At 36.6% G+C, this 23,124-nt stretch carries 18 protein-coding genes and 1 pseudogene; 13 read left to right on the top strand and 6 right to left on the bottom strand.

The genetic code is table 11. The features are described from left to right. The first annotated feature begins 206 nt into the window (after positions 1 to 206). The 5 genes from JKP34_RS06070 to JKP34_RS06050 all read left to right on the top strand — a co-directional run bounded on the left by JKP34_RS06070 (position 207) and on the right by JKP34_RS06050 (position 10,153). On the top strand, positions 207 to 5,369 hold the full coding sequence (locus JKP34_RS06070) for a T9SS type B sorting domain-containing protein (RefSeq protein WP_201918731.1): 5,163 nt from the start codon (positions 207 to 209) through the stop codon (positions 5,367 to 5,369). A gap of 81 nt (positions 5,370 to 5,450) precedes the next feature. After that, positions 5,451 to 7,247 carry an SLC13 family permease gene (locus JKP34_RS06065; protein WP_201918729.1) on the top strand — a complete coding sequence of 599 codons (1,797 nt, stop codon included), beginning with the start codon at positions 5,451 to 5,453 and terminating at the stop codon, positions 7,245 to 7,247. 64 nt (positions 7,248 to 7,311) lie between these two features. After that, positions 7,312 to 8,157, top strand: coding sequence for a prephenate dehydratase (locus tag JKP34_RS06060; RefSeq protein ID WP_201918727.1), 846 nt, complete (start codon positions 7,312 to 7,314; stop codon positions 8,155 to 8,157). Further along, entirely contained in the window at positions 8,154 to 9,317 is a 1,164-nt protein-coding gene (locus JKP34_RS06055) for a pyridoxal phosphate-dependent aminotransferase (protein WP_201918725.1), read from the top strand. Before JKP34_RS06060 ends, JKP34_RS06055 begins: the two co-directional genes overlap by 4 nt. Next, positions 9,314 to 10,153 carry a prephenate dehydrogenase gene (locus tag JKP34_RS06050; RefSeq protein WP_201918723.1) on the top strand — a complete coding sequence of 280 codons (840 nt, stop codon included), beginning with the start codon at positions 9,314 to 9,316 and terminating at the stop codon, positions 10,151 to 10,153. The genes JKP34_RS06055 and JKP34_RS06050 overlap by 4 nt, the downstream gene beginning before the upstream one ends. A 15-nt stretch (positions 10,154 to 10,168) precedes the next feature. On the opposite strand, the gene JKP34_RS06045 is transcribed toward JKP34_RS06050, so the two are convergent. Both JKP34_RS06045 and JKP34_RS06040 read right to left on the bottom strand, forming a co-directional pair. Continuing rightward, entirely contained in the window at positions 10,169 to 11,287 is a 1,119-nt protein-coding gene (locus JKP34_RS06045) for a sensor histidine kinase (protein ID WP_201918721.1), read from the bottom strand. After that, complete coding sequence (locus tag JKP34_RS06040) at positions 11,287 to 11,751, bottom strand: hypothetical protein (RefSeq protein WP_201918719.1); 465 nt, start codon at positions 11,749 to 11,751, stop codon at positions 11,287 to 11,289. The genes JKP34_RS06045 and JKP34_RS06040 overlap by 1 nt, the downstream gene beginning before the upstream one ends. 209 nt (positions 11,752 to 11,960) lie before the next feature. Here JKP34_RS06040 and JKP34_RS18175 point away from each other — a divergent pair. Then, positions 11,961 to 12,065 (top strand): annotated as a pseudogene (locus JKP34_RS18175) (DUF2116 family Zn-ribbon domain-containing protein); the annotation flags it as partial. Between the two features lie 18 nt (positions 12,066 to 12,083). Continuing rightward, positions 12,084 to 12,314: a hypothetical protein gene (locus JKP34_RS06035; protein WP_236664942.1), complete on the top strand. Its 231-nt coding sequence runs from the start codon at positions 12,084 to 12,086 to the stop codon at positions 12,312 to 12,314. Between the two features lie 3 nt (positions 12,315 to 12,317). Here the strand turns inward: JKP34_RS06035 and JKP34_RS06030 are convergent, their stop codons facing one another. Genes JKP34_RS06030 through JKP34_RS06020 form a run of 3 tightly spaced genes read right to left on the bottom strand, consistent with a single transcriptional unit; the run spans position 12,318 to position 14,590 of the window. Continuing rightward, a complete protein-coding gene (locus JKP34_RS06030) occupies positions 12,318 to 12,731 on the bottom strand; it encodes a RidA family protein (RefSeq protein WP_201918714.1) in 414 nt (137 codons plus the stop codon). After that, positions 12,731 to 13,294, bottom strand: coding sequence for a DinB family protein (locus JKP34_RS06025; protein ID WP_201918712.1), 564 nt, complete (start codon positions 13,292 to 13,294; stop codon positions 12,731 to 12,733). Before JKP34_RS06025 ends, JKP34_RS06030 begins: the two co-directional genes overlap by 1 nt. A 6-nt stretch (positions 13,295 to 13,300) precedes the next feature. Continuing rightward, positions 13,301 to 14,590, bottom strand: coding sequence for an aminopeptidase P family protein (locus JKP34_RS06020; protein WP_201918710.1), 1,290 nt, complete (start codon positions 14,588 to 14,590; stop codon positions 13,301 to 13,303). Positions 14,591 to 14,657: 67 nt separating this feature from the next. On the opposite strand from JKP34_RS06020, the gene JKP34_RS06015 reads away from it, so the two are divergent. Next, positions 14,658 to 16,121: a S8 family serine peptidase gene (locus tag JKP34_RS06015; protein WP_201918708.1), complete on the top strand. Its 1,464-nt coding sequence runs from the start codon at positions 14,658 to 14,660 to the stop codon at positions 16,119 to 16,121. A gap of 1 nt (position 16,122) precedes the next feature. Here JKP34_RS06015 and JKP34_RS06010 read toward each other — a convergent pair whose 3' ends face one another. Then, positions 16,123 to 17,265: a glycosyltransferase family 4 protein gene (locus JKP34_RS06010; RefSeq protein ID WP_201918706.1), complete on the bottom strand. Its 1,143-nt coding sequence runs from the start codon at positions 17,263 to 17,265 to the stop codon at positions 16,123 to 16,125. 419 nt (positions 17,266 to 17,684) lie between these two features. On the opposite strand from JKP34_RS06010, the gene JKP34_RS06005 reads away from it, so the two are divergent. From JKP34_RS06005 to JKP34_RS05985, 5 genes are all read left to right on the top strand, one after another. Then, positions 17,685 to 18,917, top strand: a complete 1,233-nt coding sequence (locus JKP34_RS06005; RefSeq protein ID WP_201918704.1) for a M16 family metallopeptidase — start codon at positions 17,685 to 17,687, stop codon at positions 18,915 to 18,917. 6 nt (positions 18,918 to 18,923) lie between these two features. Beyond that, on the top strand, positions 18,924 to 19,568 hold the full coding sequence (locus JKP34_RS06000) for an O-methyltransferase (RefSeq protein ID WP_201918702.1): 645 nt from the start codon (positions 18,924 to 18,926) through the stop codon (positions 19,566 to 19,568). Further along, entirely contained in the window at positions 19,565 to 21,595 is a 2,031-nt protein-coding gene (locus JKP34_RS05995; RefSeq protein WP_201918700.1) for a LysM peptidoglycan-binding domain-containing protein, read from the top strand. The genes JKP34_RS06000 and JKP34_RS05995 overlap by 4 nt, the downstream gene beginning before the upstream one ends. Positions 21,596 to 21,762: 167 nt before the next feature. Beyond that, positions 21,763 to 22,176, top strand: coding sequence for a response regulator (locus JKP34_RS05990; protein WP_201918698.1), 414 nt, complete (start codon positions 21,763 to 21,765; stop codon positions 22,174 to 22,176). A gap of 33 nt (positions 22,177 to 22,209) precedes the next feature. Next, positions 22,210 to 23,115: a DUF3078 domain-containing protein gene (locus JKP34_RS05985; RefSeq protein WP_201918696.1), complete on the top strand. Its 906-nt coding sequence runs from the start codon at positions 22,210 to 22,212 to the stop codon at positions 23,113 to 23,115. The last annotated feature ends 9 nt before the right edge of the window (positions 23,116 to 23,124 follow it).

Here is a 23,124-nt window from a genome sequence, read left to right as displayed (position 1 = left end):
TACCAATCACAATAAATTCACTTAAACAGATTAAATAAAACATAAAAAGGCTTTGTATCATCCATCAGTTTAAGCATTTAATTTATTAATTTCGATGTTGAGTTTAAACGGTCTGAATTTCAATTCTGTATATTTTAATACAATTAAAAATTAAATCATGCCTTTAAACGTTAAATGGGTATCTTAAAATTTGAGTGAGCTTAGCTATGCATAAATTCTACATAAAATCAATTCTCGTTAGCCTGCTGTTTTTCGGAAATCAACTCTTCGCACAGGAATATAGCGAGTCTTTCTGGTATTTCGGAGACAACTCCAATGCCATTCAGTTCAATAAAAACCAAGGTAGAAGACCTATATTAATTGATGATCAGGCTACTCCATTTGGGCAAAACGGTGCTGCTGTAGCTGCAAGAGGTACTAACGGACAATTGCTTTTTTACACAGATGGAGCAACCATTTATGGTCAGAATCATCAAATGCTTCCTGACGGAGCCATTACCGGAGATAATACTTTAAGACACCCAGTGGCTATTAGCCCTTCTCCTATCGGAAATAATGAAGTTTTTCATGTGTATTTCATAACAGCTTCTCGAGGATTAAGCTATGTAGATGTAGACCTTTCATTAGGTACTTTTGGAGAAGTAACATCAGCTCCTGTTGCAACCGGATTCAATAATTTATCTCCTTTGGTAAAGACATTTCGCGCTGGCGATAGCTTTTATGTTCTATTTGAGACTACCGCGGACAATCAACTTCAGATAGCTCAAATAAATAATGATGGTAGTCTAACTACTGTCTTATCTCATACATTCTCACAAAACTATGCAGTTAATAACTTAAGCATGCGCTCCATTGGACAGGACTCGATTCAATTTGCTTTCAGTTCTGAAAATGTAGCAGGATCTCCAAAGAACGTGATTTTATTAGATTTAATAGGGGCTGATCCGAGTACTGCCAATTTTGAGAACGAACAGGTACTTACCAATACAGGTGCACTTAATCAATTAATAACAGATGTAGAATGGTCAGTAGGTGGAAGCAATCTCTACTATTCTAGAAACAACCTAAGCACTAATGAAGGAAATATCTTTCAGTTTAACCCTGATAGTTTAACAACTCAAAATATTCTAAACAGAAATATTAACGAAGCATTAGCCCTCCAAAATGGCCCTGATGGTGAACTTTATTTTTTATATAATAACGGTGCCGAATCATTTTTGAGCAACATCCAATTTGCTGATTCTATACCTGATTCTTTAAACATTCAGTGGAATCTATTTAATGCAACCAGTTTTGGAAATGCTCGCAATTTACCGTTTTCGAGCCCTCCTCAGTTGATAGATGCTCCTGTTAGTTTCGACTGGTATGATACACAGCTCAATGCTACCATCTGTCAAAACAACCCAATCTCATTTTTCGCCTCATATGATGACTTAGAGGATATTTCAGGAATTAATTGGGATTTCGGTAACGGTCAAACTTCTAATGCCATAAGTCCAATTGTTGATTTCCCCGATGCTGGTAGTTTCAATGTTACGTTAACAGTTAATGCGGGTGGTAATATTTTCATAGATTCCGGAACAGTAGTGGTGAATCAGTTTGATAGCCAGGTACAATTACAAGACACAACAGTTTGTGAACTTCCTCTTGAGAACTACGGACCTACTTTAAGTGATGGAGGCCAACCGGACGATATCACCTGGATTAATCCTGATCCGGAGAAATTTACTGTAAATGGAGATGGAACAGCCACATTTAATGAATCAGGCACCTACTCTGCAGCAGTAACTGTTGGTTCTTGTACTGTAACTGCAACTTTTACCCTCACACTTTTCGAAGAAGGCAAACAGCTCGCGAACTTCTGGTACTTTGGTGATGGTGCCGGTATTGATTTCAATGGTGATGCTGGTCCCCAAGCGGTTACTGATGGTAATATAATTGCTGAGCAGGGTTGTGCAACGGTTTCAGATGACAATGGGGACTTACTATTCTACACAAATGGAGAAACCATATGGGACTCCGAGCATAACGAAATGGCTAATGGTACTAACCTAGGAGGTAGCCAAGCTGCTTCGCAAGGTGTGTTGGCTGTAGCTCATGGAGTTGACCCTTCACTCTATTACATTTTCTTGAGTGAAGATGAAAGCAGTACTTCAAAATCATTCAAATATGCTTTAGTAGACCTTAAACTTAATAATGGTTTAGGTGATGTGGTACTCAAGAATAGAAAGATCTATAGCGAAAACCTCGAAAAAATTGCTGCTGTAGGTGCCGATAACACTACCGTTCTAACGCATGAACTAGGCACTAATAATTTCAGAGCATTTGATGTGAACGCACAAGGTATCAATTCTCCTAATTTCGTTTCAGAGGGTGCAACCTTCGTCTCTGAAGAAAGCATGCCAGGCTATATTAAATATGCTGCAGGAGGCGATAAAATAGCTCATGCTTATAATAGTGGAGGGGCATTTATTGATTATTTAAGAGCTGACAGCACAGGTGCTTATGAGTCTGCATTGATAGATGTAAATTTTGGAGGAGAAGTTTACGGAATTGAATTTTCACCTTCAACCGATTATCTCTATGCCACAATAATTAATGGAGGAACATCTCAGTTAGTTCAAATACCTGTTCTAGATAGTTATACAATTGCCGATATTGAAAATCCGGATAGCGTAACTGTTGCGGATTTAGACTTTGTTGCAGGAGCAATCCAAACCGGACCTGATGGTCAGCTTTATGCGGCTGCCGATAATTCGGGTGATGTATATACTATTGGTAGTGCCGACAATCGCTTTCAACCTGATCAGGGAGCTAACCTGGCCAGTAGTTTGCAGCCTTTTAATTTATCTGGAAGAAACTCACGCTTAGGACTTCCTAATTTCATTCAAAATTTATCTACCCCTGAGCAGGAACCTAGCATAAATGTAATTGCCGCCTGTTCATCTGATCCGATTATCTTGCAAGGATCAGGAACTACAAACTTCGATGTGTTTAATTGGACAATTACGCCTGCTGATGGTTCAGCGAGTGTGTATACTTCAAACCAGCAAAATGACACAGTTGATGTAGCCATTGACCCAGGGCAATATGAAGTGGCCCTTAGAATTACTAACCAATGCGGATATGATAATTTATTAGTCGAAAATATTGAAATATTTGCAAGCCCTGATTTGAGTCAGATTGTAAGTCCAAGAAACTTCTGTGGTGATACTTTAACACTAGGACAGGAAATACCTGAAGTTGCCGGACAAACTTATCTGTGGAGCACTGGCGAAACTACAAGAACCATTACTGTTACTGAACAAGCCATTTACAATGTAACCGTGACTAGCGCCAATGGCTGTACGTCTGAAGCAGAAATATTCGTAGGACCTCCTTTCGATGTTGATTTAGGACCTGATCAAAATGTTTGTCAGAATGAGATTTTAACCTTAGATGCCAATGTAAATGCAAACACCTATAATTGGTTTGTTAATGATGTGCAAGATATGTCAGCTTCAGGTAGAACTTATGACCTATCTACAGCTAACCATGGAACATTTCTTGTCAGAGTAGAAATTCCTGATCCTTTAGACCCTAATTGTGTAGCAGTGGACGAGGTTGAAGTTATAGTGAATGAAACACCTTCACTAAGTTTAATTTCTACAACTATACCTAATTGTAATATGGCGGAAGGCGGAATTGAGTTGGGAACAAATGGCGGGTCAGGAGATTACACTATTACATGGAATGGGCCAACACCTGTCACAGAAAATACAACTAATACTAGTCCAGCTAATCTAGAAGCAGGAAGCTATAATATAACTATAACTGATAACTTAACTGGATGCAATAGCACACTAACTGTCCCATTGGGAGAGAATGGTGATTTTACGGTTGCCGTAACTCAAACCCCAGATATTTGTGAAGAAAACAATCAGGAAATTACAGTTGATCTAACTGGGACATTCACTCCTGATTTCGATTGGAGCATTCTTGACCAGCAAGGAACTCAGATATCAAATGGAACAGAGACTACTGAGCCTTTTACTATTGGTTCGTTAAGTATTGGAGACTACTCCATTGAGGTAACAGATAATAGCGGGGCTGGCTGTTTAGGAGTAATAGATTTTTCTTTAACACCAGCTGATTCTGTAGCCTTCAATCCAGATTCTGTAGTCTCTTCCTGTGGTACCTTTGATTTGGAAGCATACTTACAAGGCATCACTGCTACTGGTGTTACTTTTGATTACGATCCTATGCCAACAGATGTAAACAATATTACTAGTACAACGGGTCCTATTAGAATAACAGCAACTCAGACAGGACTTTGCGATAGTGAAGAAGATATAACTGTTAACATTTCCGCATCAGCAGAAATTAGCAATATTGAAAACAATATAAATTGTGATGGCGGACAAACACTTACGGCATTTTTAGTAAGTGGCGATCCGGCCAATTTTGATTTTAGCTGGAGCAATGGTGCGCAAGGCCAAAGTATAACTGTGCAGCAAACAGGAACCTACAGAGTTTCTGTGTTCCCTAATAGTAATGTTAGTTGTGCTGATTCGGCCTCTTTTAATGTTGAAAGTATCTATGAACCTCTAGATGTAGCTTTAACTTCTCAAATCAACTGTGAAGATGGAACAGTTTTATTAAGAGGTAATATTAGCGGAGGAGAAGGCCCATATTCCTTTACATTAAAAAACAGTAATGACAATGATATTCCTACTACCGATCCTTCTCAGAATGTTCCAGAGTGGAATATAACAGCAACTGATACTTATAGATTTAAGGTTTCTGATGAGGGCAATAAGACCTGCGAAGAAGTAGAAATCATTCGAGATATCACAGTGCAAGAAGTATTTGAACCTACCATTCAAGATACTTACTTCATCTGTTCTACTGGTGTTGAAAGTGAAAGAGCTGTCACTTTAGACCCTGGCTCTTACGGCTCCTATTTATGGACTTTACCTAATGGTAGCACAGCAACAAGCAGAACTGTGATTGCCAATGAGCCTGGTACTTATGAAGTAGTACTTAGAGCTGCTGGCTGCGAATACAATATTTCAACCACAGTGCTGGAAGACTGTAAGCCAAAGGTTTTTGCTCCTAATGCAGTAAGGCCTGGTAGTGGCATTGCTCAAAACAGAACTTTTAGTGTTTTTGCAAATGAGTATGTGGGTGATTTCCAAATCATCATTTATAACAGATGGGGTAACTTGGTATTTCAATCAACTGACAAAGATTTTGAATGGGATACCACAGATACTAATGGTAATGCAGTACCTCAAGGTACCTATGCCTATATCATTACTTTTAGCAGTACTGATGCTAATAATGGCCGAACTTATGAAGAGCGTGGTGGAGTAACTGTGGTCAGATGACCTTAAACATAAATTATTAAATTTTATTTATTTAGGTATGTAGCAGTTTGTTACATACCTATTTTTTTATAATTATATCTTATGGACTATCAGTTGATTATAACCATTGCAGTAATCATTTGCGCAATGGTACTTTTTGCTACTGAGCTTCTAAGCATTGATCTGGTAGCTTTATGTGTAATGGTAGTCTGGGTAGCCGCAGGCATTCTTAGTCCGGAAGAAAGTTTTGCAGGCTTTTCCAACAGTGCTACCCTTACAGTAGCCGCCATGTTTATTTTGAGCGATGCTTTACTCAGGTCAGGAATTATACAGGTAATTGCACCAATTACTACACGTTTATTTAGCAAATCATTCGGAGCAGCAGTTTTCGGAATGAGCATTGGCACCAGCTCAATATCTGCTTTTATCAATAATACCCCGGTAGTAGCTACGCTTATCCCTATAGTTTCTAAATCTGCTAAAAAGCTACAAATGGAGCCTAATAAATTTCTGATACCGCTATCATACGGAGCCATTTTAGGCGGAAGTTGCACCTTGCTGGGTACCTCCACTAATCTATTGGTTGCAGGAATTGCAGCAAATAATGAAGCTACTCAAATAAACCTGTTTACCATGACTCCTATAGGATTGGTGTTTGTAGTGGTCGGACTTTTCTACCTGATTTTCATAAGTAAATATTTACTCCCTAAAAAAAGTAAAAGAAAGACACTTGAAGACGACAATTCCATTAAAACTTTCTTTACGGAGGTTCAGATTAACAAGCTTTCAGAGGATAAGAAAGGAGCCACCATTCAAGAATTATTTGAAGAAAAAGATTTAAAAGTAGAAGTAAAGCGACTAAAGAGAGGCGATGAAATTGAGAACAATCCTTCTCCCTCAAAAATTTTGCAAGAAAAGGATGTATTACTCATCAGCGGAGCCATGGACAAAGTAAGGCAGGTAATTGAGGATAATGACCTATCAATAAGAAGTAATATTAACGAAAAAAGCTTTCCTGAAGAAGGCACAAAGATGGTTGAAGTTATCATTATGCCAAGAACTCAGCTCGTGGGTAAAAAACTTAAAAATGTGAATTTCTTAAAAAACTATCAGGCAAGAGTACTAGCTATTAGGCAGAGAGGCAAAAGAAAGTTTTCGAACCTTGAAAACCTGCGCCTTAAAATAGGTGATGTTTTGCTATTACAAACCAATGAGAATGGCTACGAATTACTAAAAAACGATGAAAAGAATCCTAATGCACCATTTCTTTCAGTAAGAGAAACAGCTGTAGAAATACCTCAAAAGAAAAATCTATACCTTACTTGTTCAGTTGTTTTAGGCGTAATATTATTAGCATCCTTGAATATTCTTCCCATTGTTATTGCTGCCTGGGCTGGGGTGGCAATACTAGTAATTTTTAGAATTCTAAGCATGACAGATACCTATCAGGCAATAGATTGGAAGGTAATATTCTTGTTGGCAGGCTCGCTTAGTTTTGGTGCAGCTATGAAATCCAGTGGGTTAACACAAATTATAGCCGAATACCTTATGAGCTTTCTTAAAGACACCGGAGGTCAAATGATGATTATTGCCACACTATATCTTATTACAATGGTTTTCACAGAGATCATGTCAAATAATGCAGCGGCTGCTTTATTGGCTCCGGTTGTGATTGCCCTCGCACAAATTATGGGTTTAAACACTACTCCCTTGCTAATTACTGTTATGATGGCCGGCAGTGCGAGCTTTATGACTCCCATTGGTTATCAAACGAACACCATGGTATACAGTGCTGGTAATTACAAGTTCACTGATTTCTTTAAGGTAGGTGCTCCATTGAGTCTTTTGCTTTGGATTACAGCTTCCATCCTAATTCCTATTATTTATCCCCTTCACTAATTGCAGCAAGGATTATTACAACAATCCAACTTTATTAATAGCTTAGTATTGACAAACACTACCAATGAATAAAAGTATTAAGGATAACATAAGAGTTGCCATTCAAGGTTTTTCAGGAAGTTTTCATGAAAAAGCCGCTCAGCATTATTTTAATGAGACGCTCTCATTTGTTTACTGCAACACCTTTTCTGAAGTTGTAAAAGCTTCTGAAGATAGCGAGTTGTCTGATGGTGGACTAATGGCCATTGAGAACTCCATTGCCGGTACTATTCTACCTAATTATCAGCTTCTTAGAAATTCAGCTCTTTCAATTGTTGGTGAGGTATATTTGCAAATTGGTCAGCAATTAATGGCTTTACCTGGTCAGACTATTTCCGACATTAAAGAAATACATTCACACCACATGGCTATAAAACAGTGTGAGGAATTTCTAAAGAAGCATCCTAATATCAAGTTGGTTGAAACTGAGGATACGGCCTTAAGTGCTAAAAAGATAAAAAATGAGCACTTAAAAGGAGTAGCAGCTATTGCAGGTGAACAGGCTGCTAAAATTTATGATCTCGAGATTATTGCACCCAACATTGAAACTGTAAAGAATAACTTCACCCGTTTCCTTGTAATAAATCCTGAACAGAGAGATAACCATGAAGCAAACAAAGCTAGCTTGCTTTTTAGCTTAGTTCATGAACCAAAAAGTTTGTCTGATGTATTAATCACAATCGGGGAATACGACTTCAACATCTCTAAAATCCAGTCATTCCCAATTATTGAGCAGGAATGGTCTTATTATTTTGTAGTGGACATAGAATTTGATGAAATTAAGGAGCTCTACAATTTGATTGAAGAATTAAAACACAAAACCTCTTCTTTGAGGCTTTTAGGTAGTTATAAAAAAGGAATAACAATATGATAAATTCAGCATCTCGCATTAGCCATGTGGAAGAATATTACTTTTCAAAAAAACTGAAAGAGGTTGATGCGCTGAATAAAAATGGCAAGGGCATTATCAATCTTGGTATTGGTAGCCCAGATTTACCTCCGCATGAATCCGTAATAGAAGCATTAAACAATGCTGCTCAGTTAACTGAAAATCATGGCTACCAAAGTTATAGAGGCTTGCCTGAATTAAGAGAAGCCTTTGCCAACTGGTATCAGAAATATTTTAAGGTTAAGCTCAATCCCGATTCAGAATTACTTCCATTAATGGGATCGAAAGAAGGTATACTTCATATTTCTATGGCATATCTGGAACATGGAGATGAAGTATTGGTGCCCAATCCTGGTTATCCTGCCTATAGTGCCACAGCCAAACTGGCCGGAGCTGAAATTCGCTATTATGATTTAAAGGAAGATGAAAATTGGCAACCCGATCTTAATGAACTAGCCAAAACTGATTTAAGCAAAGTAAAACTCATGTGGGTGAATTATCCTCATATGCCTACTGGAGCTAAGGTAGATAATGAGCTCTTCAAAAAACTCAACACATTTGCTGAACAGCATAATATCCTAATCTGTCATGACAATCCTTATAGTTTCATTCTAAATGAAAAGCCAGAAAGCATTCTAAAAAATGGACCAAATGATCATGTAATTGAGCTTAACTCCTTAAGCAAATCGCACAATATGGCTGGCTGGCGTATTGGAGTAATCGCAGCAAAAGAGCATCATATCAATAACATCCTGAAATTTAAAAGCAATATGGATAGTGGCATGTTTAAACCTATTCAATTGGCCGCTATAGAAGCACTAAATTTATCTGATGATTGGTACCAGCAACAAAATGCGCTTTACAAGGAAAGAAAAGAAATAGCCTTCAAAATCCTCAATAGCCTCGATTGCAGTTATCAATCAGAGCAATCTGGCATGTTTGCCTGGGGTAAAATTCCTGAACATGTTACGAGTGTTGAAAATTTCACAGATGAGATACTTCATCATGCTCAAGTATTTATAGTTCCTGGAACAGTATTCGGAAGCAATGGAAGTAAATATGTGAGAATCTCCCTATGCGCTGATAAAGAAAAGTTGAATAAAGCTTTAGAACGGATTATAAAATTCAAGCAAAAGAAATGATTGTAAGTATAATAGGTGTTGGCCTTATAGGGGGCTCTATAGCTTTAGATTTAAAAAAGGCAGGTTTAGCTAAACAAACATTTGGAGTAGATAGGTCTGAAGTGAATCTGCAAAAAGCTGTTGAACTGAATATAATAGATAAGGGAGTTTCACTTGATGAAGCCTGCCAAATTTCAGATTTGATTATATTGGCCACACCAGTTAGTGTAGCTTCAGATATACTAATTGAAATTTTAGACTTCATAAAAACTGGAACCATCATATTGGATGTTGGCTCAGTAAAAGGAGCTATTTGTAAGGCAATAGCAAACCACCCAAAAAGGAAACAGTTTGTAGCTTGTCATCCGATAGCCGGGACTGAGTTCTCCGGTCCGGAGGCTGCCTTCACAGGTTTATTTCAGGGGAAAATCAATATAATTTGCAATCAGGAAGAAAGTGATAAAGAAGCAGTTCAAAAAGTAAAGCATCTGTTCGAGCAAATGGGCTCCACTAATATTTTCATGGATTCATCCACTCATGATAAGCATATTACTTACGTATCTCACCTCTCTCACATAACTTCTTTTGCTTTGAGCTTAACAGTACAGGCTCTTGAAAAAGACGAAAAGAACATTTTCAACATGGCAGGAAGTGGGTTTGAATCGACTGTTCGCCTTGCCAAAAGTTCAGCCGATATGTGGGTGCCTATTTTCCAAGCTAATAAAGAGCATATGATTGCTGCTATTGATGCTTACATTAATGAAATGAAGCGATTGAAATCATTTATAGAAAATAATGAAAATGAAAAAATGCAAGCGAGCATTGAGCAAGCGAATAATATAAGAAAGATACTCTAAATGAATTGAGGCAGGTTATTTAGGTATGGTGAAGTGAAATGTACTTCCTTTTTCTACTTCAGATTCTACCCAAATTTCACCATCATGCAGCTCAATAATTTTTTTCGCTAAGGATAAGCCTAGACCAATTCCTTCATAATCCTTTTCTTTATTGAGTCTTTTGTAAATAACAAATATTTTAGATTGATAACGTTTTGGAATGCCAATACCATTGTCGCAAAAAGTGAACTCCCAAAATCCATCATCTGAAATAGCATCAATTTCAATTTTAACTTCCGCTCCATGTTCTCTAAACTTCAATGAATTGTCTAGCAATATTTGGAAAAGCAATTTTAAATCTTCTCGATTTGCCGAAACTTTTGGTAAAGTATTCTTAACAGAAAGATTAGCCTTTATATGCCTGTTTTTATTCAGCACCTCATGTTTCAGCTCAGTAATAATGTTATTAACATCAACTTTTTGCAGCTCCCAATGACTCCCCAATCTGGAATAATCCATTAAACCCCTAACTAACAATTGCATTTTTGTGGTTGAGCCATGAAGATACTCTAAGTACTTATTTAGTAACCTGTCATCGCTATTATTAATCCTCTTACTAATGAGCTCCGTTGTTTGCGATATTGTTATAAGAGGTTCTTGTAAATCGTGAGATGCCACATGTGCAAATTGAGATAAGGCTTTATTTTTTGTAGCGAGTAGATTAGCATTTCTTTTTTCTCTTAAGCTTACATTTTTTAATTCTGAGGTTCTCTTCTCCACCTCATCTTCTAAGGACTGTGTTAAGTTCTCAAAACTCTTAAAACCATGTTTAGCCAAACTGACTAAAGCAACACAAATCCATATAGCAATAAACGCTATGAAATTATTGATCAAGTAAACGTCTTTAATGTTGTAAGTCTCATCGCCAAAGAAATCCGAAATGAAAATTAAAATTGTACAGAAAATAGCTGTATAAACGGTGGTTCTATTCCCCGGTAGTAACCAGCTATATAATATTACTATGCAATAAAGTACGCTTACAGCAATATGCGAAGAAACGAAAATATCAGCAATAAAAATTATACCTGACAACACTAAAGCCATTGTCAATAATACTACTGATTGAATGTTATCGTTCCTTTTTCCTATTCGCATCAGTAATTATCTCCCTTAGCTTCTATCTCTCTTCTTAATTCATCAATCAAAGCGTCTTTATTCGCAATTTCATTTAGTAAATCTTCTTTATAATCCATTATTTTAGGCATATCGCGTATGAGCGCAAACACTGTTAACATACTCACTATTGCGGTAATAAACTTGAGTAAGCCACTTAGGCGGTAAACAGGCCACCAAAAAATTATGGCATCTAAAAAATGTGTTGCTCCGCATGAAATAATAAAAACACCAAACAGCCAAAACACCGGTAAAAATGGAACATTTGGCTTACGTTGAATAAACCAGATGATTATCATGGGAATAAAGAAATAGGCAAGCCAAATTGCTACATCACTAAAAATATAAAGCCATCCATGAAAATCGCTCCACTCACCACAATACCAGCGGGCAGGCCAATCGCTAGTATCAAATAGCTTTTGAAAAAACTCTGTTAACTGATCCATTGTTCAATTTTTGGTAGAAAAAACAAATCAATACGGTTAGCAAAAAATTAAAGCTTCATAAAAAAAGTCATATTGAAAAGGAATATAATAAAAAGATTATTCCCTGTAATAACATCAAATTTATTTCATTCACATATCTTAAAAGTATAATAATTCTTTAATATATTACTTCATACCTATATGATCTCATTCTAAATAATGCTTCAAAAATGGAAATACGTGAATGTTTGAACTGCGGTAAACCTATACAAGGAAGAGCCGATAAGAAATTTTGTGATGATTCATGCCGGAATGCATATAACAATCAGGCTAAGCAAGTTAGCACGAACATAATGCGTAACATTAACAATGCGCTCAGAAAAAACAGAATAGTACTGAAGGATACACTTGGCAATAAGGATACCGCTAAAATACATGGCCAGCAACTACAAGAAAAAGGTTATTTAATGAAATACCATACACATACTTACACCACAAAAAAAGGAGATACTTATCTGTATAATTACGAGTACGGCATTCTTCCTACGGGCAATGACTGGTACCTTATTGTAAAGCAGGATTAATACCTACACCTCTGCCACACACTTTAATTCAATAGCTATAGGTGTAGGTAATGCATTTACTTCTACTGTAGTTCTACAAGGCTGATTTTCTTTGAAATAGTCAGCATAAATTCTATTGAAAGTTTTAAAATCATCTTTCATATTGGTGAGGAAAACAGTAACATCAACCAGTTTCGACCAATCAGATCCAATATCTTCCAAAATCATTTTAACATTTTGAAATACTGAATGACATTGTGCTTCAATATCATAAGAAGCAATAGAACCGTCTTCCTTTAAGGTGACACCTGGTATTTCCTTGCTATCCTTTTTTCTTGGACCAACGCCTGATAAAAACCATAAATCGCCAACTTGTCTGGCGTGCGGATATAGGCCTACAGGTAGTGGGGCTCTTTCTGAATTTTTACAGATTGACATTAGGCAGCTTTGTTTTTTAAACTCAATTTATCCTTAACTCTTTTTGCTTGATTTAAATGACGCAGTTCATGGCGCATCATTATATAAAATTGTTCACCTATATTAAATTTCAATAATGAACTCAATGGACTTACTGTGTAAATACTAGCATGGTCATAACCAATAGCTCTTTCAGCTGTCTCAATAATTTCATTCTGAAGCTGAAGATAATTTGTTAGCACTTGAGTTCCATCTTCTACCTTATTTTCATTTATAGGCTTGAAGATTCTTGGTGCTCTTACTTTCCATTTATATTTAGGATCAACAAATAACAGGAAGATACGACCCATCCAGGATAGTTTAATCGGATACTCAATAGTTCTCACCTCAGCCTTCTCAAGCTTTTTGTTAATGTCGTTTAAATACATATTGTTGGCAATTTCAATATGCTTTAAACACTCAGCAATTGACCAACTCTTTTCAGATGGTTTCCAGCGAAGTTCTTCATCTGATAATTGACCAAACTCAGCCTCAGTAGACTGCTTTATTTCCCGTAGCTCTTTTATAACATCTTTGATCCACATAGCTCTTTATGAATTCATAATATCCTCTATCTCATCTGCCTCTATTGGAATATTTCGCATTAAATCATGCAAGCCATCATCAGTAATCACCACATCATTTTCCAATCTTATTCCTATTCCTTCCTCCTGTATATATATGCCTGGCTCAATGGTAAATACCATATTTTTCTCAAGCTTTTTGTAAATATTCCCTACATCGTGAACATCCAACCCAATATGATGCGAGGTTCCGTGCATAAAATATTTCTTGTAAGCGGGATTTCTGGGGTCTTGATTTTTCACATCTGTTTTATCCAACAAACCCAAACCTAACAACTCACTCTCCATAAGTCTACCTACTTCTTTCTGATACTCAGGCAGTGTATTACCTGGTATCAGTAATTTCATAGCCTCACGCTGAACACGAAGAACGGCATTGTAAACATCCTTTTGCCTTTTGGTATACTTTCCTCCAACGGGGATTGTTCGTGTCATATCGGCATTATAATTACCATATTCTGCTCCTACATCCATCAATAGAAGCTCACCATCATTACATACATCACTATTTTCAATATAATGAAGTACGCATGCATTAGCACCTGAAGCTATAATTGGGGTGTAAGCAAATCCCTTTGAGCCATTTCTTACAAACTCATGCAAGTATTCCGCTTCAATTTCGTACTCTTTTACTCCGGGTTTCACAAAGTTAAGTACTCGCTTGAAAGCCTGCTCAGTAATGGTGTTAGCGACCTGAAGCTGATCAATTTCAGCTTGGGATTTAATAGCTCTCAAGTCATGCATAATAGGAGCTGCCTTTCTATATTGATGAGCAGGATATTTATCTTTACACCACTTAATAAACCTATCATCTCTGGTTTCAACTTCTTTGGGAGCTCTCATATGCTCATTGGTATTCACAAAAACTTGCTCGGCTTCGGCCATTAGTGTTGTAAATACAGTTGGAAATTGATCTAGCCACATCACATTCTTAACACCGGAGGCATTTGTAGCTTCTTCTTTAGTGTACTTATGTCCTTCCCAAATAGCGATATGTTCATTAGTTTTAGTTACAAACAAAATCTCACGAAAAGCTGGAACCGGAAAATCAGGGAATAAAACCAAGATACTCTCTTCCTGATCTATGCCCGATAGATAGAATATATCATTGTTTTGCCTAAAGCTCATTGTGCCATCAGCATTGGTGGGCATTACATCATTTGAGTTAAAAACTGCTAACGACTTTGAAGGCAAATGCTTGGTAAAGCTTTTTCTATTATTAATGTAAACTGACTTATCTAATGGATTGTATTTCATAAAGTGATTTTCACAAATAAAAACCGCCTACATGTGATATCCACTTACTTAATCAGTAAATTTCGGCATGTTTAAAAAGCGGTATCTCCTTCTAAATTTAAATATAATACTTCTTATACTTCTTTCTAGCCGAAGTGTTGCGCAAAACAAGTATTGGGTAGAGTTTGCTGATGACCTGACTAAATCATCAATCACTCAGGTGCTGGAAAGAGAAAGCATGGAGCTTTTTTTCTATTCAGAATTCTTGGAAGCTTACAGCATTTATGGTGAAGAAGATATTTTAAAGAGGCTACTAAATGAAGGTATAATGACTGATTTTCAACCTGTTGCAACCTTAAAACAGCATGCTACTGAGCGAAATACCTTTGAATACGCTTTCGTATTGGAACAGATAAAGGCCTGGTACCTAACTGACAGTTTAAAACTTAGCGGGAAAGGAATTAAAATTGGAGTTATTGATGGTGGCTTTATGGCTGCGGATAAAGAACCTGCCCTGGCTCAAGCTTTCAAAAATGAGCAACTCAAACACTTTACTGATTATTTAATGAAAGGAAACACAGATCCCTTTTATGGAAAAAGATTGGCACATGATGACCATGGCACCGAGGTTTTAAAAATGATCATTGGTAAAAATGATGATATCGATTTACAAACGGGTATGGCTCCTGATGCACAGCTTTATCTGGCAAGAACAGATCATGGAATTAGAGAAAATAGATTGGAGGAAGATTACTGGGTAATGGCACTTGAGCGTTTTTACGACATGGGTGTTCGTTTAGTGAATTCTTCGTTAGGCTATACTGATGACTTTGACAAGAAAAAGGAAAACCATAAAGTGAATGAGGTTGATGGCAAGACTAGCATGATTACGCAAGCGGCTCAAAAAGCGGCCGAAAAAGGAATGTTGTTAGTTATCTCAGCCGGCAATGATGGTAGTCATAAATGGAAAGTAATTTCATTACCTGCTGATGCTAAGGGTGTAATGGCGGTAGGTTCTACAAATTTTGGTGATTGGTCAAAGATGAGCTACAGTTCCATAGGCCCGGAAAAACTAGCTTATGTAAAGCCGGATATATCATGTTTTGCTGCAAACGGCACCTCGTATAGTGCTCCTGTTATTACGGGACTGGCCGCCTGCATTTGGCAGTATGATTCTACTCTAACCAATTATGATATAATGGAAATCATTAAAAATTCCGGACATTTGAGTAGGCTACCAAATAATTACCTCGGCTATGGTGTCCCTGATTGTGAAAACATTAAACTTCAGCTTCAAAATAAACCGACAGAAGACAATACTCAATTTGTAAGAGCAAAAAGCAACTCATTTGATTTAAGTACTTATAAAGACATAGTGCAAATTGAGTACTTCCATAAACAAGACAGCATAAATGTTTCGGATCATGGAATTAGAAGAAGAAATGATTCAGAGGAAGAACTTATCATTGAACGTCCCGATAAGAAGGTGAAATACACAACCATTACTGCAAAAGATGAATTAGTGCTGGAAATAGTTTGGCCTGAAAAGTAATCTATAAAACACTATTATAAACACGCTCCAGATCAGAAGCTATTTTTTTGCTTGTGAATTTTGCTAAGTGCTCTTCTACTCCTGAAAGCATACCCGTACTTAAGGACTGATCATTTATAAGTTTTGAGATTTGAGCTGCAAATTCTTCAACTTGAAACGGATCTGCATATAGTGCATGCTTCCCTCCTGCTTCTTCCATAGCTGAACCTTTACCTGCTAAAACTGGTGTGCGCATGGTTAGTGATTCTAAAACAGGAATACCAAAACCTTCAAATGAAGATGGATAGATAGTGCCGGCTGCACCTTTATATAGAAAAGGCAACTCACCAAATGGTACTTTATTCAAAATAAGTACATCTTCAATTATATTCAGTTGTCTTATCTCTTTTTCTACAGCCTCCTGATACTTGGTTTTCTTACCAACCAGAATCAGCAATGTATCATCTTTTGGGTTTTGCTCTTTCATACGCTTAAACGCTTTCACCATTTGTAGCGCATTTTTCCTTTCTTCAATGGAACCCACATACAATAAATAAGGCCTATGCAAGCCATATTTCTGTGTTAAATGTAGCATGCGTTCAGTGCCAATCTCGATGTGATAATTGTCGTGAACTCCCTGATAAACTACTTGTATTTTCTCTTCAGGGATACCAAGAAATTCGATAATGTCTGCCTTTGTTTGCTCACTTACAGCGATTATAGCATCAGATGAAGTACACGCTTTCTTAAACTTTCTTTTATAGATATTCCTGTCAATAAACGGATAATATTCTGGGTATCTCAGAAATATTAAGTCATGTATGGTTACAATGCGCTTTGTTTTGTTGTTGTAGCCAGAAGGAAGTTCATTACTTAAGCCATGAAAAATATTTGCATTTTCCTTAACTGCATTTTTATAAATTGATGCACTTCTCCAGACTTTTTTAAGAGCTCCTTTACTGTAAACACCTTTTGGCTGAATCACTTGGTTTTTGTATTTCCTATAAAATGCTTGCGCTTCAGGATGATCCTTTATACCAGGCGTATACAATAGCAAGCCGTCTGCATCCAGATGTTTATCTATCGCACTGATCACGAATCTTGCATAATTGCCAAGGCCCGTAAAATTATTAAAGGCCCTTTTTGCTTCGAAGGCTATTTTCATCTAATACAAGTTTTGCTTTATAGGTCACATGGAGTCACACTAAAAATTTTAAAGTTATTAGGTGGCTCCCTTTGCAGACCAGTCAACTATTGTAACTTTTAAAACTAAGCATTTTCTGATTTCTTGTGTTAACAAATTTTAATTTCTCTCCATTCTCCTACCTTCTTGTTCTATAATTTTAAGGTAGGTAAACCATCAAAAATTTGTACTTTTGCCAGCTAAGTGGGGACAGCATGAAATGAGCATATACATTCAAGATAGTCTTATACGAACTGCCCAATAAATGTTAATGTTGAATTATAGGTAGTCGTTAAAAATTTGACCATACTCATGACAAGGCATCTTATACTTTCGAGGCCAACTGAGAATTAGCTCATCGAAGCGAATTCCATGTGGCCGTTGAAAAATAAACTACATACATGAAATCATTTCAGGTAAGAACATTAAATAACGGAATCCGGGTAGTACATCAGCCAGTTAACAATTCAAAAATTGTTCATTGTGGTTTTACGCTTGATGTAGGCAGTAGAGATGAAAAGCCCCACCAAGTTGGAATAGCTCACTTTTGGGAGCATATGGCTTTCAAAGGAACTGAGAAAAGGAAGGCTTATCATATTCTCAATAGGTTAGACTCTGTTGGTGGCGAGCTCAATGCTTATACAACAAAAGAAAAAATATTTTTCCATGCATCAGTTCTGGAACAACATGTCGAAAGAGCCATTGATTTATTAACAGATATCACTTTCAATTCCAACTTTCCTGAAAAGCAAATTCAAAAGGAAAGGCAGGTCATTCTTGAAGAAATGGCCATGTATGCTGATTCACCTGAAGATGCCATTCAAGATGAGTTTGATGAGGTTATCTTTAGCGATCATCCGTTAGGAAATAACATCTTAGGCACACAGAAAAGCCTCAAAAGTTTTACAAGAGAAGACTTTATAAACTTTCTTGATGAGAATATTGATACTGAAAGGATAGTATTTTCTGTTGTAGGAGATATCAAAGAAAGAAAGTTAAACAGGCTTATTGATAAATACTTATACAATATACCGCACAAAACCAGGCAAAGAGATCGCCTTTTATTTGATCAGTATAAGCCTAAGACAAAAAATGTAAAAAAAGAAATCAGCCAGGCGCAATGTGCAATTGGAACTACCGCCTACCCAATTCATCATCCAAAGCGGTTACCATTCTTCATGCTATCAAACATACTTGGAGGACCAGGAATGAATACACGGTTAAATATGGTTTTGCGTGAAAAACATGGTTTTGTCTATGCTATTGATGCTGGCTACCATCCTTTTATTGATACAGCACTATTTAGTATATTTTTCGGAACTGATCCGGGGCAGCTCAATAGAAGTATCAATTTAGTTAAGAAAGAACTTCAAAAGCTGCAAAAAACACCTTTGGGCAGTTTACAATTGCATGTAGCAAAAGAACAACTAATGGGCCAGCTGGCAATGGCTGAAGAAAATAATATGAGCTTCATGCTCATGCTAGGCCGTAGCCTTCTGGATAAAGACAACATAGAATCTATAGACGAGATTTTTACGCAGATTAAGAAAATTTCTGCCAACGAATTAATGGATATTGCCAATGAAGTATGGGCAGAGGAAAATTTGAGTATTTTAACTTACAGCGCCAAATAAACAATTATGGAGTTTCTTGACGAGGATTTATCAAAGTACATAGAAGAACATACCGAAAACGAACCTGAGCTTCTAAAATCAATTAATAGAGAAACGCATCTTCAAGTATTGAAACCACGCATGCTCAGCGGCCATTTACAGGGTAGAGTACTTTCCATGCTAAGTCATATGATTAAACCATCTCGGATTTTAGAGATTGGAACCTACACTGGCTACTCGGCACTAAGCATGGCAGAAGGGCTTCAGAAAGATGGACTTCTTTACACTATTGATATCAATGAAGAGTTAGAGAAGCGTGTGCAAAGCTATTTTAATCAAAGTGATTTCTCTAATTCAATAAAATTCCTAAAGGGCAATGCTTTGGATATAGTTCCTACGCTTGATGAAAAATGGGACATGGTATTTATTGATGCCGATAAGGAGAATTATTTGAACTACTATAAATTGTGCTTCGATCAGGTTAAGCAAGGAGGTTACATACTTATTGACAATGTTTTATGGAGCGGCAAAGTGCTCGCAAAAAATCGTAAAAAACTAGATAAAGATACCGAAGCAATCCTTGGCTTTAATAAATTTGTGCATGACGATGAGCGCGTGCAAGATGTGCTTTTCCCTATTAGGGATGGTTTAATGATCTTAAGAAAAAAATGAGAATAACCTGTTTACTAGTACTTAACCTGCTTCTAATTTCATTCAGTGGACTGAGCCAGACTGTTCCGCATAAAATTGATTTTGCGGATATGGAACTCAAGCTCACAAAAGATGCTATCAAAGATATTCAGTCTCATGTTGATGCTTTGACAAGAAGCGATTCTTATTTTCAGAAGCAATTGGAGAAGGCAGATATGTACATGCCCATCATCGAAAGAATTTTCAAAGAAGAGGGGCTGCCTGATGATTTTAAGTATTTAGTAATACAAGAAAGCGCACTTATCCCTGATGCAGTATCATCTAGTAATGCTGTAGGTTTCTGGCAGTTCAAAGAGATATCAGGTTTGGAAAATGGCCTCAGAATAGATCGGCAGGTTGATGAAAGAATGAACATAGTATCCGCCTCACATGCAGCGGCCAATTATCTCAAAAAGCACAATGAACAGTTTGACAACTGGGCCTATACTTTAATAGCTTATCAACGAGGTGTTGCAGGTGCCAGAAGTGTAATTGATGAGCGTTATTTTGGTGCACGGAAGCTACCCATCACAAAGAACACTTATTGGTATTTAAAGAAATATCTGGCTCACAAAGTAGCCTTTGAAAATGCATTAGGTACAACACAACCTACTTATTACTTAAAAGAGGTTAAAGATGCTCAAGGCAAACATTTGAAAGATATTGCCAATGAAGAAAATGTAGAACAGGAATTAATCGAAGACTATAACAAATGGCTTCTAAGAGGTAGAATTCCCGATGATAAAAATTATACAGTTATTGTCCCTATTGATCGCGCAAATAGTGACACACCCTATCATAACACCAAAAAAGAGCCTACTGTAGATTTACCGGGGAAGGTTAATCAAAGACTTCAAAATCAATACCCTATCATTGAAGATAAAGCAGCTAGTAAAAACGCTACCATCGCCCATGAAATTAAAGTAAATGGATTAAAAGGAATTGTAGCAGCTGAAGGATATAAAGTTGAATCATTAGCCGAAAAAGGCGGACTAAAGGCATCTAAATTCAGAAAGTTTAATGACATGTCACTTAGACAGTCGTTAGAAATAGGAGAAATATATTATCTCCAAAGAAAAAGAAATAGAGCCAAGTTCTATTATCATACAGTTCAACCTGGTGAAAGCATGTGGGAGATAAGCCAAAAGTATGGACTAAAGCTGCATAAACTTTATAGGAAAAATAGAATGAAAGATCCTGCAACACCAAAAGCAGGCCGTGTGCTGTGGTTAAGACTTAACAGACCAAGCAATATTCCTGTTGAATATAAAGAAATTAGAATGCCTGTTAAACCAAAACAAGAACAGGAAAAAGTAATAGATGAAAAAGCTGAGATAAAAGCTCCCTCTCAGAAAGATAAGAGTTCCATTCAGCTTGATTCTGTCCAAACTAAAAAGGAAGAAGTTGCTAAGCCAATAAATATTGAACCCATAGCTGAAACTGATAGTACGATTACATCAGTTAAACAAGACTCTACTAACAGCACTATGGATGTTTCTCATGAACTGGATAAAACTCCCTCTGTTGACCATGAAGTGATTACTTCAGATACTTTAAAAAATGATACCTCCGCTATAGAAATTGATTCTACTCAAGTTGACACAGAGAATTTTGAGCAAGAAAGAGAGAATACTGAGTTAATGGAATATACTATCAAAAAAGGAGACACCTTTTTCTCCATCTCAAACAGGTTCAATATGAGAATCTCAGATTTACTTAATTACAATGATTTAGACATCAGAGATACCTTAGCAATTGACCAAAAAATTCTGGTTAACAAAATGGTTATTCCTGATAGTGAGCGGCAACAAGCATCTGATAATGAAGACAATTCATCTGAAAGTTCTTCTGAGCAAAAAGCTGACATTGAACATAAAATATCATCTGGAGAAACACTTTATAGCTTGGCTCGAAAATATAATGTAAGCCTTAAGGAAATTCTGGAGTGGAATAACAAAGATGATTACAGTATAAAAGAGGGCGAAATAATTATCATTAAACGTAAATAATTAATCCAAAACGGATTAATTGTTAGTTCATTGTCTTACATTTGCACTCACTGTTCGAAAAAACTAATTTTTCAAACAGAATAAGTTTTAATTAAAAAAAAGTTTACTTATGTTTAGATATAACTCTAAAACAGAGTAAACAGAAATAGAATCAAGTAAGGAATTACATGGTAACAGCTACAAAAACTGTTGATTTAGTGATGCTAGTAGATGATAACGATACTGATAACTTTATCAGTAAACGAATCATTGAAATTACCGAATTCGCTAAGACCGTTGAAATAAAAAATTCTGGAAAAAGTGCCTTAGAGTATCTTGAAGAGCACAAGAATGATCCAGATAAATTACCAAATATTATCTTTCTTGACATCAACATGCCCATAGTTGATGGTTTTGTATTTTTATATGAATTTGAAAAATTTACTGACACAGTTAAAGACAAGTGTAAAGTAATAATTCTTTCCAGCTCAGATAATAAAAGAGATATTGATAAAATCGTTAATAACGATCACGTGATAAAGTTCATTACAAAGCCATTAACAGAAAATGCTTTAAATGAAATCAGGTCGTTAGATTTATAATTCTAGGGTAAACACCAATTTATTTTCTCTCCTATGAAAAAGCTATCACTCATTGTAGCCATAATTTTTAGCGTGTTACAACTTAAAGCGCAGAATGATACTATTCCTGCAGACACCTCTTATTGGACAAAAGAGGCAGTTATCAACTTAAACTTTTCGCAAGTAAGCTTAACTAACTGGGCTGGTGGTGGCCAAAGCTCTATATCAATTACTGGACTAACTAACTTTAAGGCGGATTACGAAAAGGGAAAGAATCTGTGGGCCAATAGACTAGACATGGCTTATGGCATTTTAAGACAAGGAGATGAAGACCAGCCTTTTATAAAAACTGATGATAATATCATTTTAACATCAAGATACAGTAGAAAAATGACTCAAAACTGGTTTGCTTCTGCCTTGGTCGATTTCAGAACTCAGTTTGCTGAAGGTGTTGAAGAAATTGATGGTAGAGATTCAGTTATTTCTAAATTTATGGCACCGGGCTTCTTGCTAGCCAACATAGGTATTACCTATAAATACAAAAAGATTTTTAATGCTACCCTTTCACCATTATCATCTAAAACAACTTTTGTATTAGATGATTCTCTGTCGAGCAGTGGAGCATACGGAGTTGAGGCTGGTGATAAGTACAGGTTTCAGGGTGGTGTTAACTTTGCCTCAGCTTTTAACAAAACAATTGTAGAAAATGTGACTTTCTCTTCTAACCTCAACCTCTTTGCCGCTTACGAAGAGTTAGCTGAGATAGATGTTAACTGGGAAAACACATTAGTCTTCAAAGTAAACAAATTCATTAACGCTACCTTTAGCACGCAATTAATCTACGATGAGGATATTAAATCGAAAGAAATTGTAGTGAATGAAACAACTGGAGACACCAGATTAGCTCCAGGCGTTCAGTTCAAGAGTGCAATTGCTATAGGCTTCTCCCTGAAGATCTAAGAGCAAGTA

Source organism: Marivirga atlantica (genome assembly GCF_016734805.1).
In the GTDB taxonomy this organism is placed as follows: Bacteria; Bacteroidota; Bacteroidia; order Cytophagales; family Cyclobacteriaceae; genus Marivirga; species Marivirga atlantica.
Note: the sequence above shows the minus strand (reverse complement) of the source record. Positions and strands in the feature narration are given on the sequence as shown.

Excerpts from the sequence above, each read along its gene's own strand:
- JKP34_RS06025 (WP_201918712.1), bottom strand. The coding sequence starts at position 13,294 with ATGTGGATCAAAGATGTTATAAAAGAGCTACGGGAAATAAAGCAGTCT.
- JKP34_RS06060 (WP_201918727.1), top strand. The coding sequence starts at position 7,312 with ATGAATAAAAGTATTAAGGATAACATAAGAGTTGCCATTCAAGGTTTT.
- JKP34_RS06005 (WP_201918704.1), top strand. The coding sequence starts at position 17,685 with ATGAAATCATTTCAGGTAAGAACATTAAATAACGGAATCCGGGTAGTA.
- JKP34_RS06020 (WP_201918710.1), bottom strand. The coding sequence starts at position 14,590 with ATGAAATACAATCCATTAGATAAGTCAGTTTACATTAATAATAGAAAA.
- JKP34_RS06040 (WP_201918719.1), bottom strand. The coding sequence starts at position 11,751 with ATGGATCAGTTAACAGAGTTTTTTCAAAAGCTATTTGATACTAGCGAT.
- JKP34_RS06045 (WP_201918721.1), bottom strand. The coding sequence starts at position 11,287 with ATGCGAATAGGAAAAAGGAACGATAACATTCAATCAGTAGTATTATTG.
- JKP34_RS06070 (WP_201918731.1), top strand. The coding sequence starts at position 207 with ATGCATAAATTCTACATAAAATCAATTCTCGTTAGCCTGCTGTTTTTC.
- JKP34_RS06050 (WP_201918723.1), top strand. The coding sequence starts at position 9,314 with ATGATTGTAAGTATAATAGGTGTTGGCCTTATAGGGGGCTCTATAGCT.
- JKP34_RS05990 (WP_201918698.1), top strand. The coding sequence starts at position 21,763 with ATGGTAACAGCTACAAAAACTGTTGATTTAGTGATGCTAGTAGATGAT.
- JKP34_RS05995 (WP_201918700.1), top strand. The coding sequence starts at position 19,565 with ATGAGAATAACCTGTTTACTAGTACTTAACCTGCTTCTAATTTCATTC.
- JKP34_RS06055 (WP_201918725.1), top strand. The coding sequence starts at position 8,154 with ATGATAAATTCAGCATCTCGCATTAGCCATGTGGAAGAATATTACTTT.
- JKP34_RS06000 (WP_201918702.1), top strand. The coding sequence starts at position 18,924 with ATGGAGTTTCTTGACGAGGATTTATCAAAGTACATAGAAGAACATACC.
- JKP34_RS06030 (WP_201918714.1), bottom strand. The coding sequence starts at position 12,731 with ATGTCAATCTGTAAAAATTCAGAAAGAGCCCCACTACCTGTAGGCCTA.
- JKP34_RS06015 (WP_201918708.1), top strand. The coding sequence starts at position 14,658 with ATGTTTAAAAAGCGGTATCTCCTTCTAAATTTAAATATAATACTTCTT.
- JKP34_RS06065 (WP_201918729.1), top strand. The coding sequence starts at position 5,451 with ATGGACTATCAGTTGATTATAACCATTGCAGTAATCATTTGCGCAATG.
- JKP34_RS06035 (WP_236664942.1), top strand. The coding sequence starts at position 12,084 with ATGCGTAACATTAACAATGCGCTCAGAAAAAACAGAATAGTACTGAAG.
- JKP34_RS05985 (WP_201918696.1), top strand. The coding sequence starts at position 22,210 with ATGAAAAAGCTATCACTCATTGTAGCCATAATTTTTAGCGTGTTACAA.
- JKP34_RS06010 (WP_201918706.1), bottom strand. The coding sequence starts at position 17,265 with ATGAAAATAGCCTTCGAAGCAAAAAGGGCCTTTAATAATTTTACGGGC.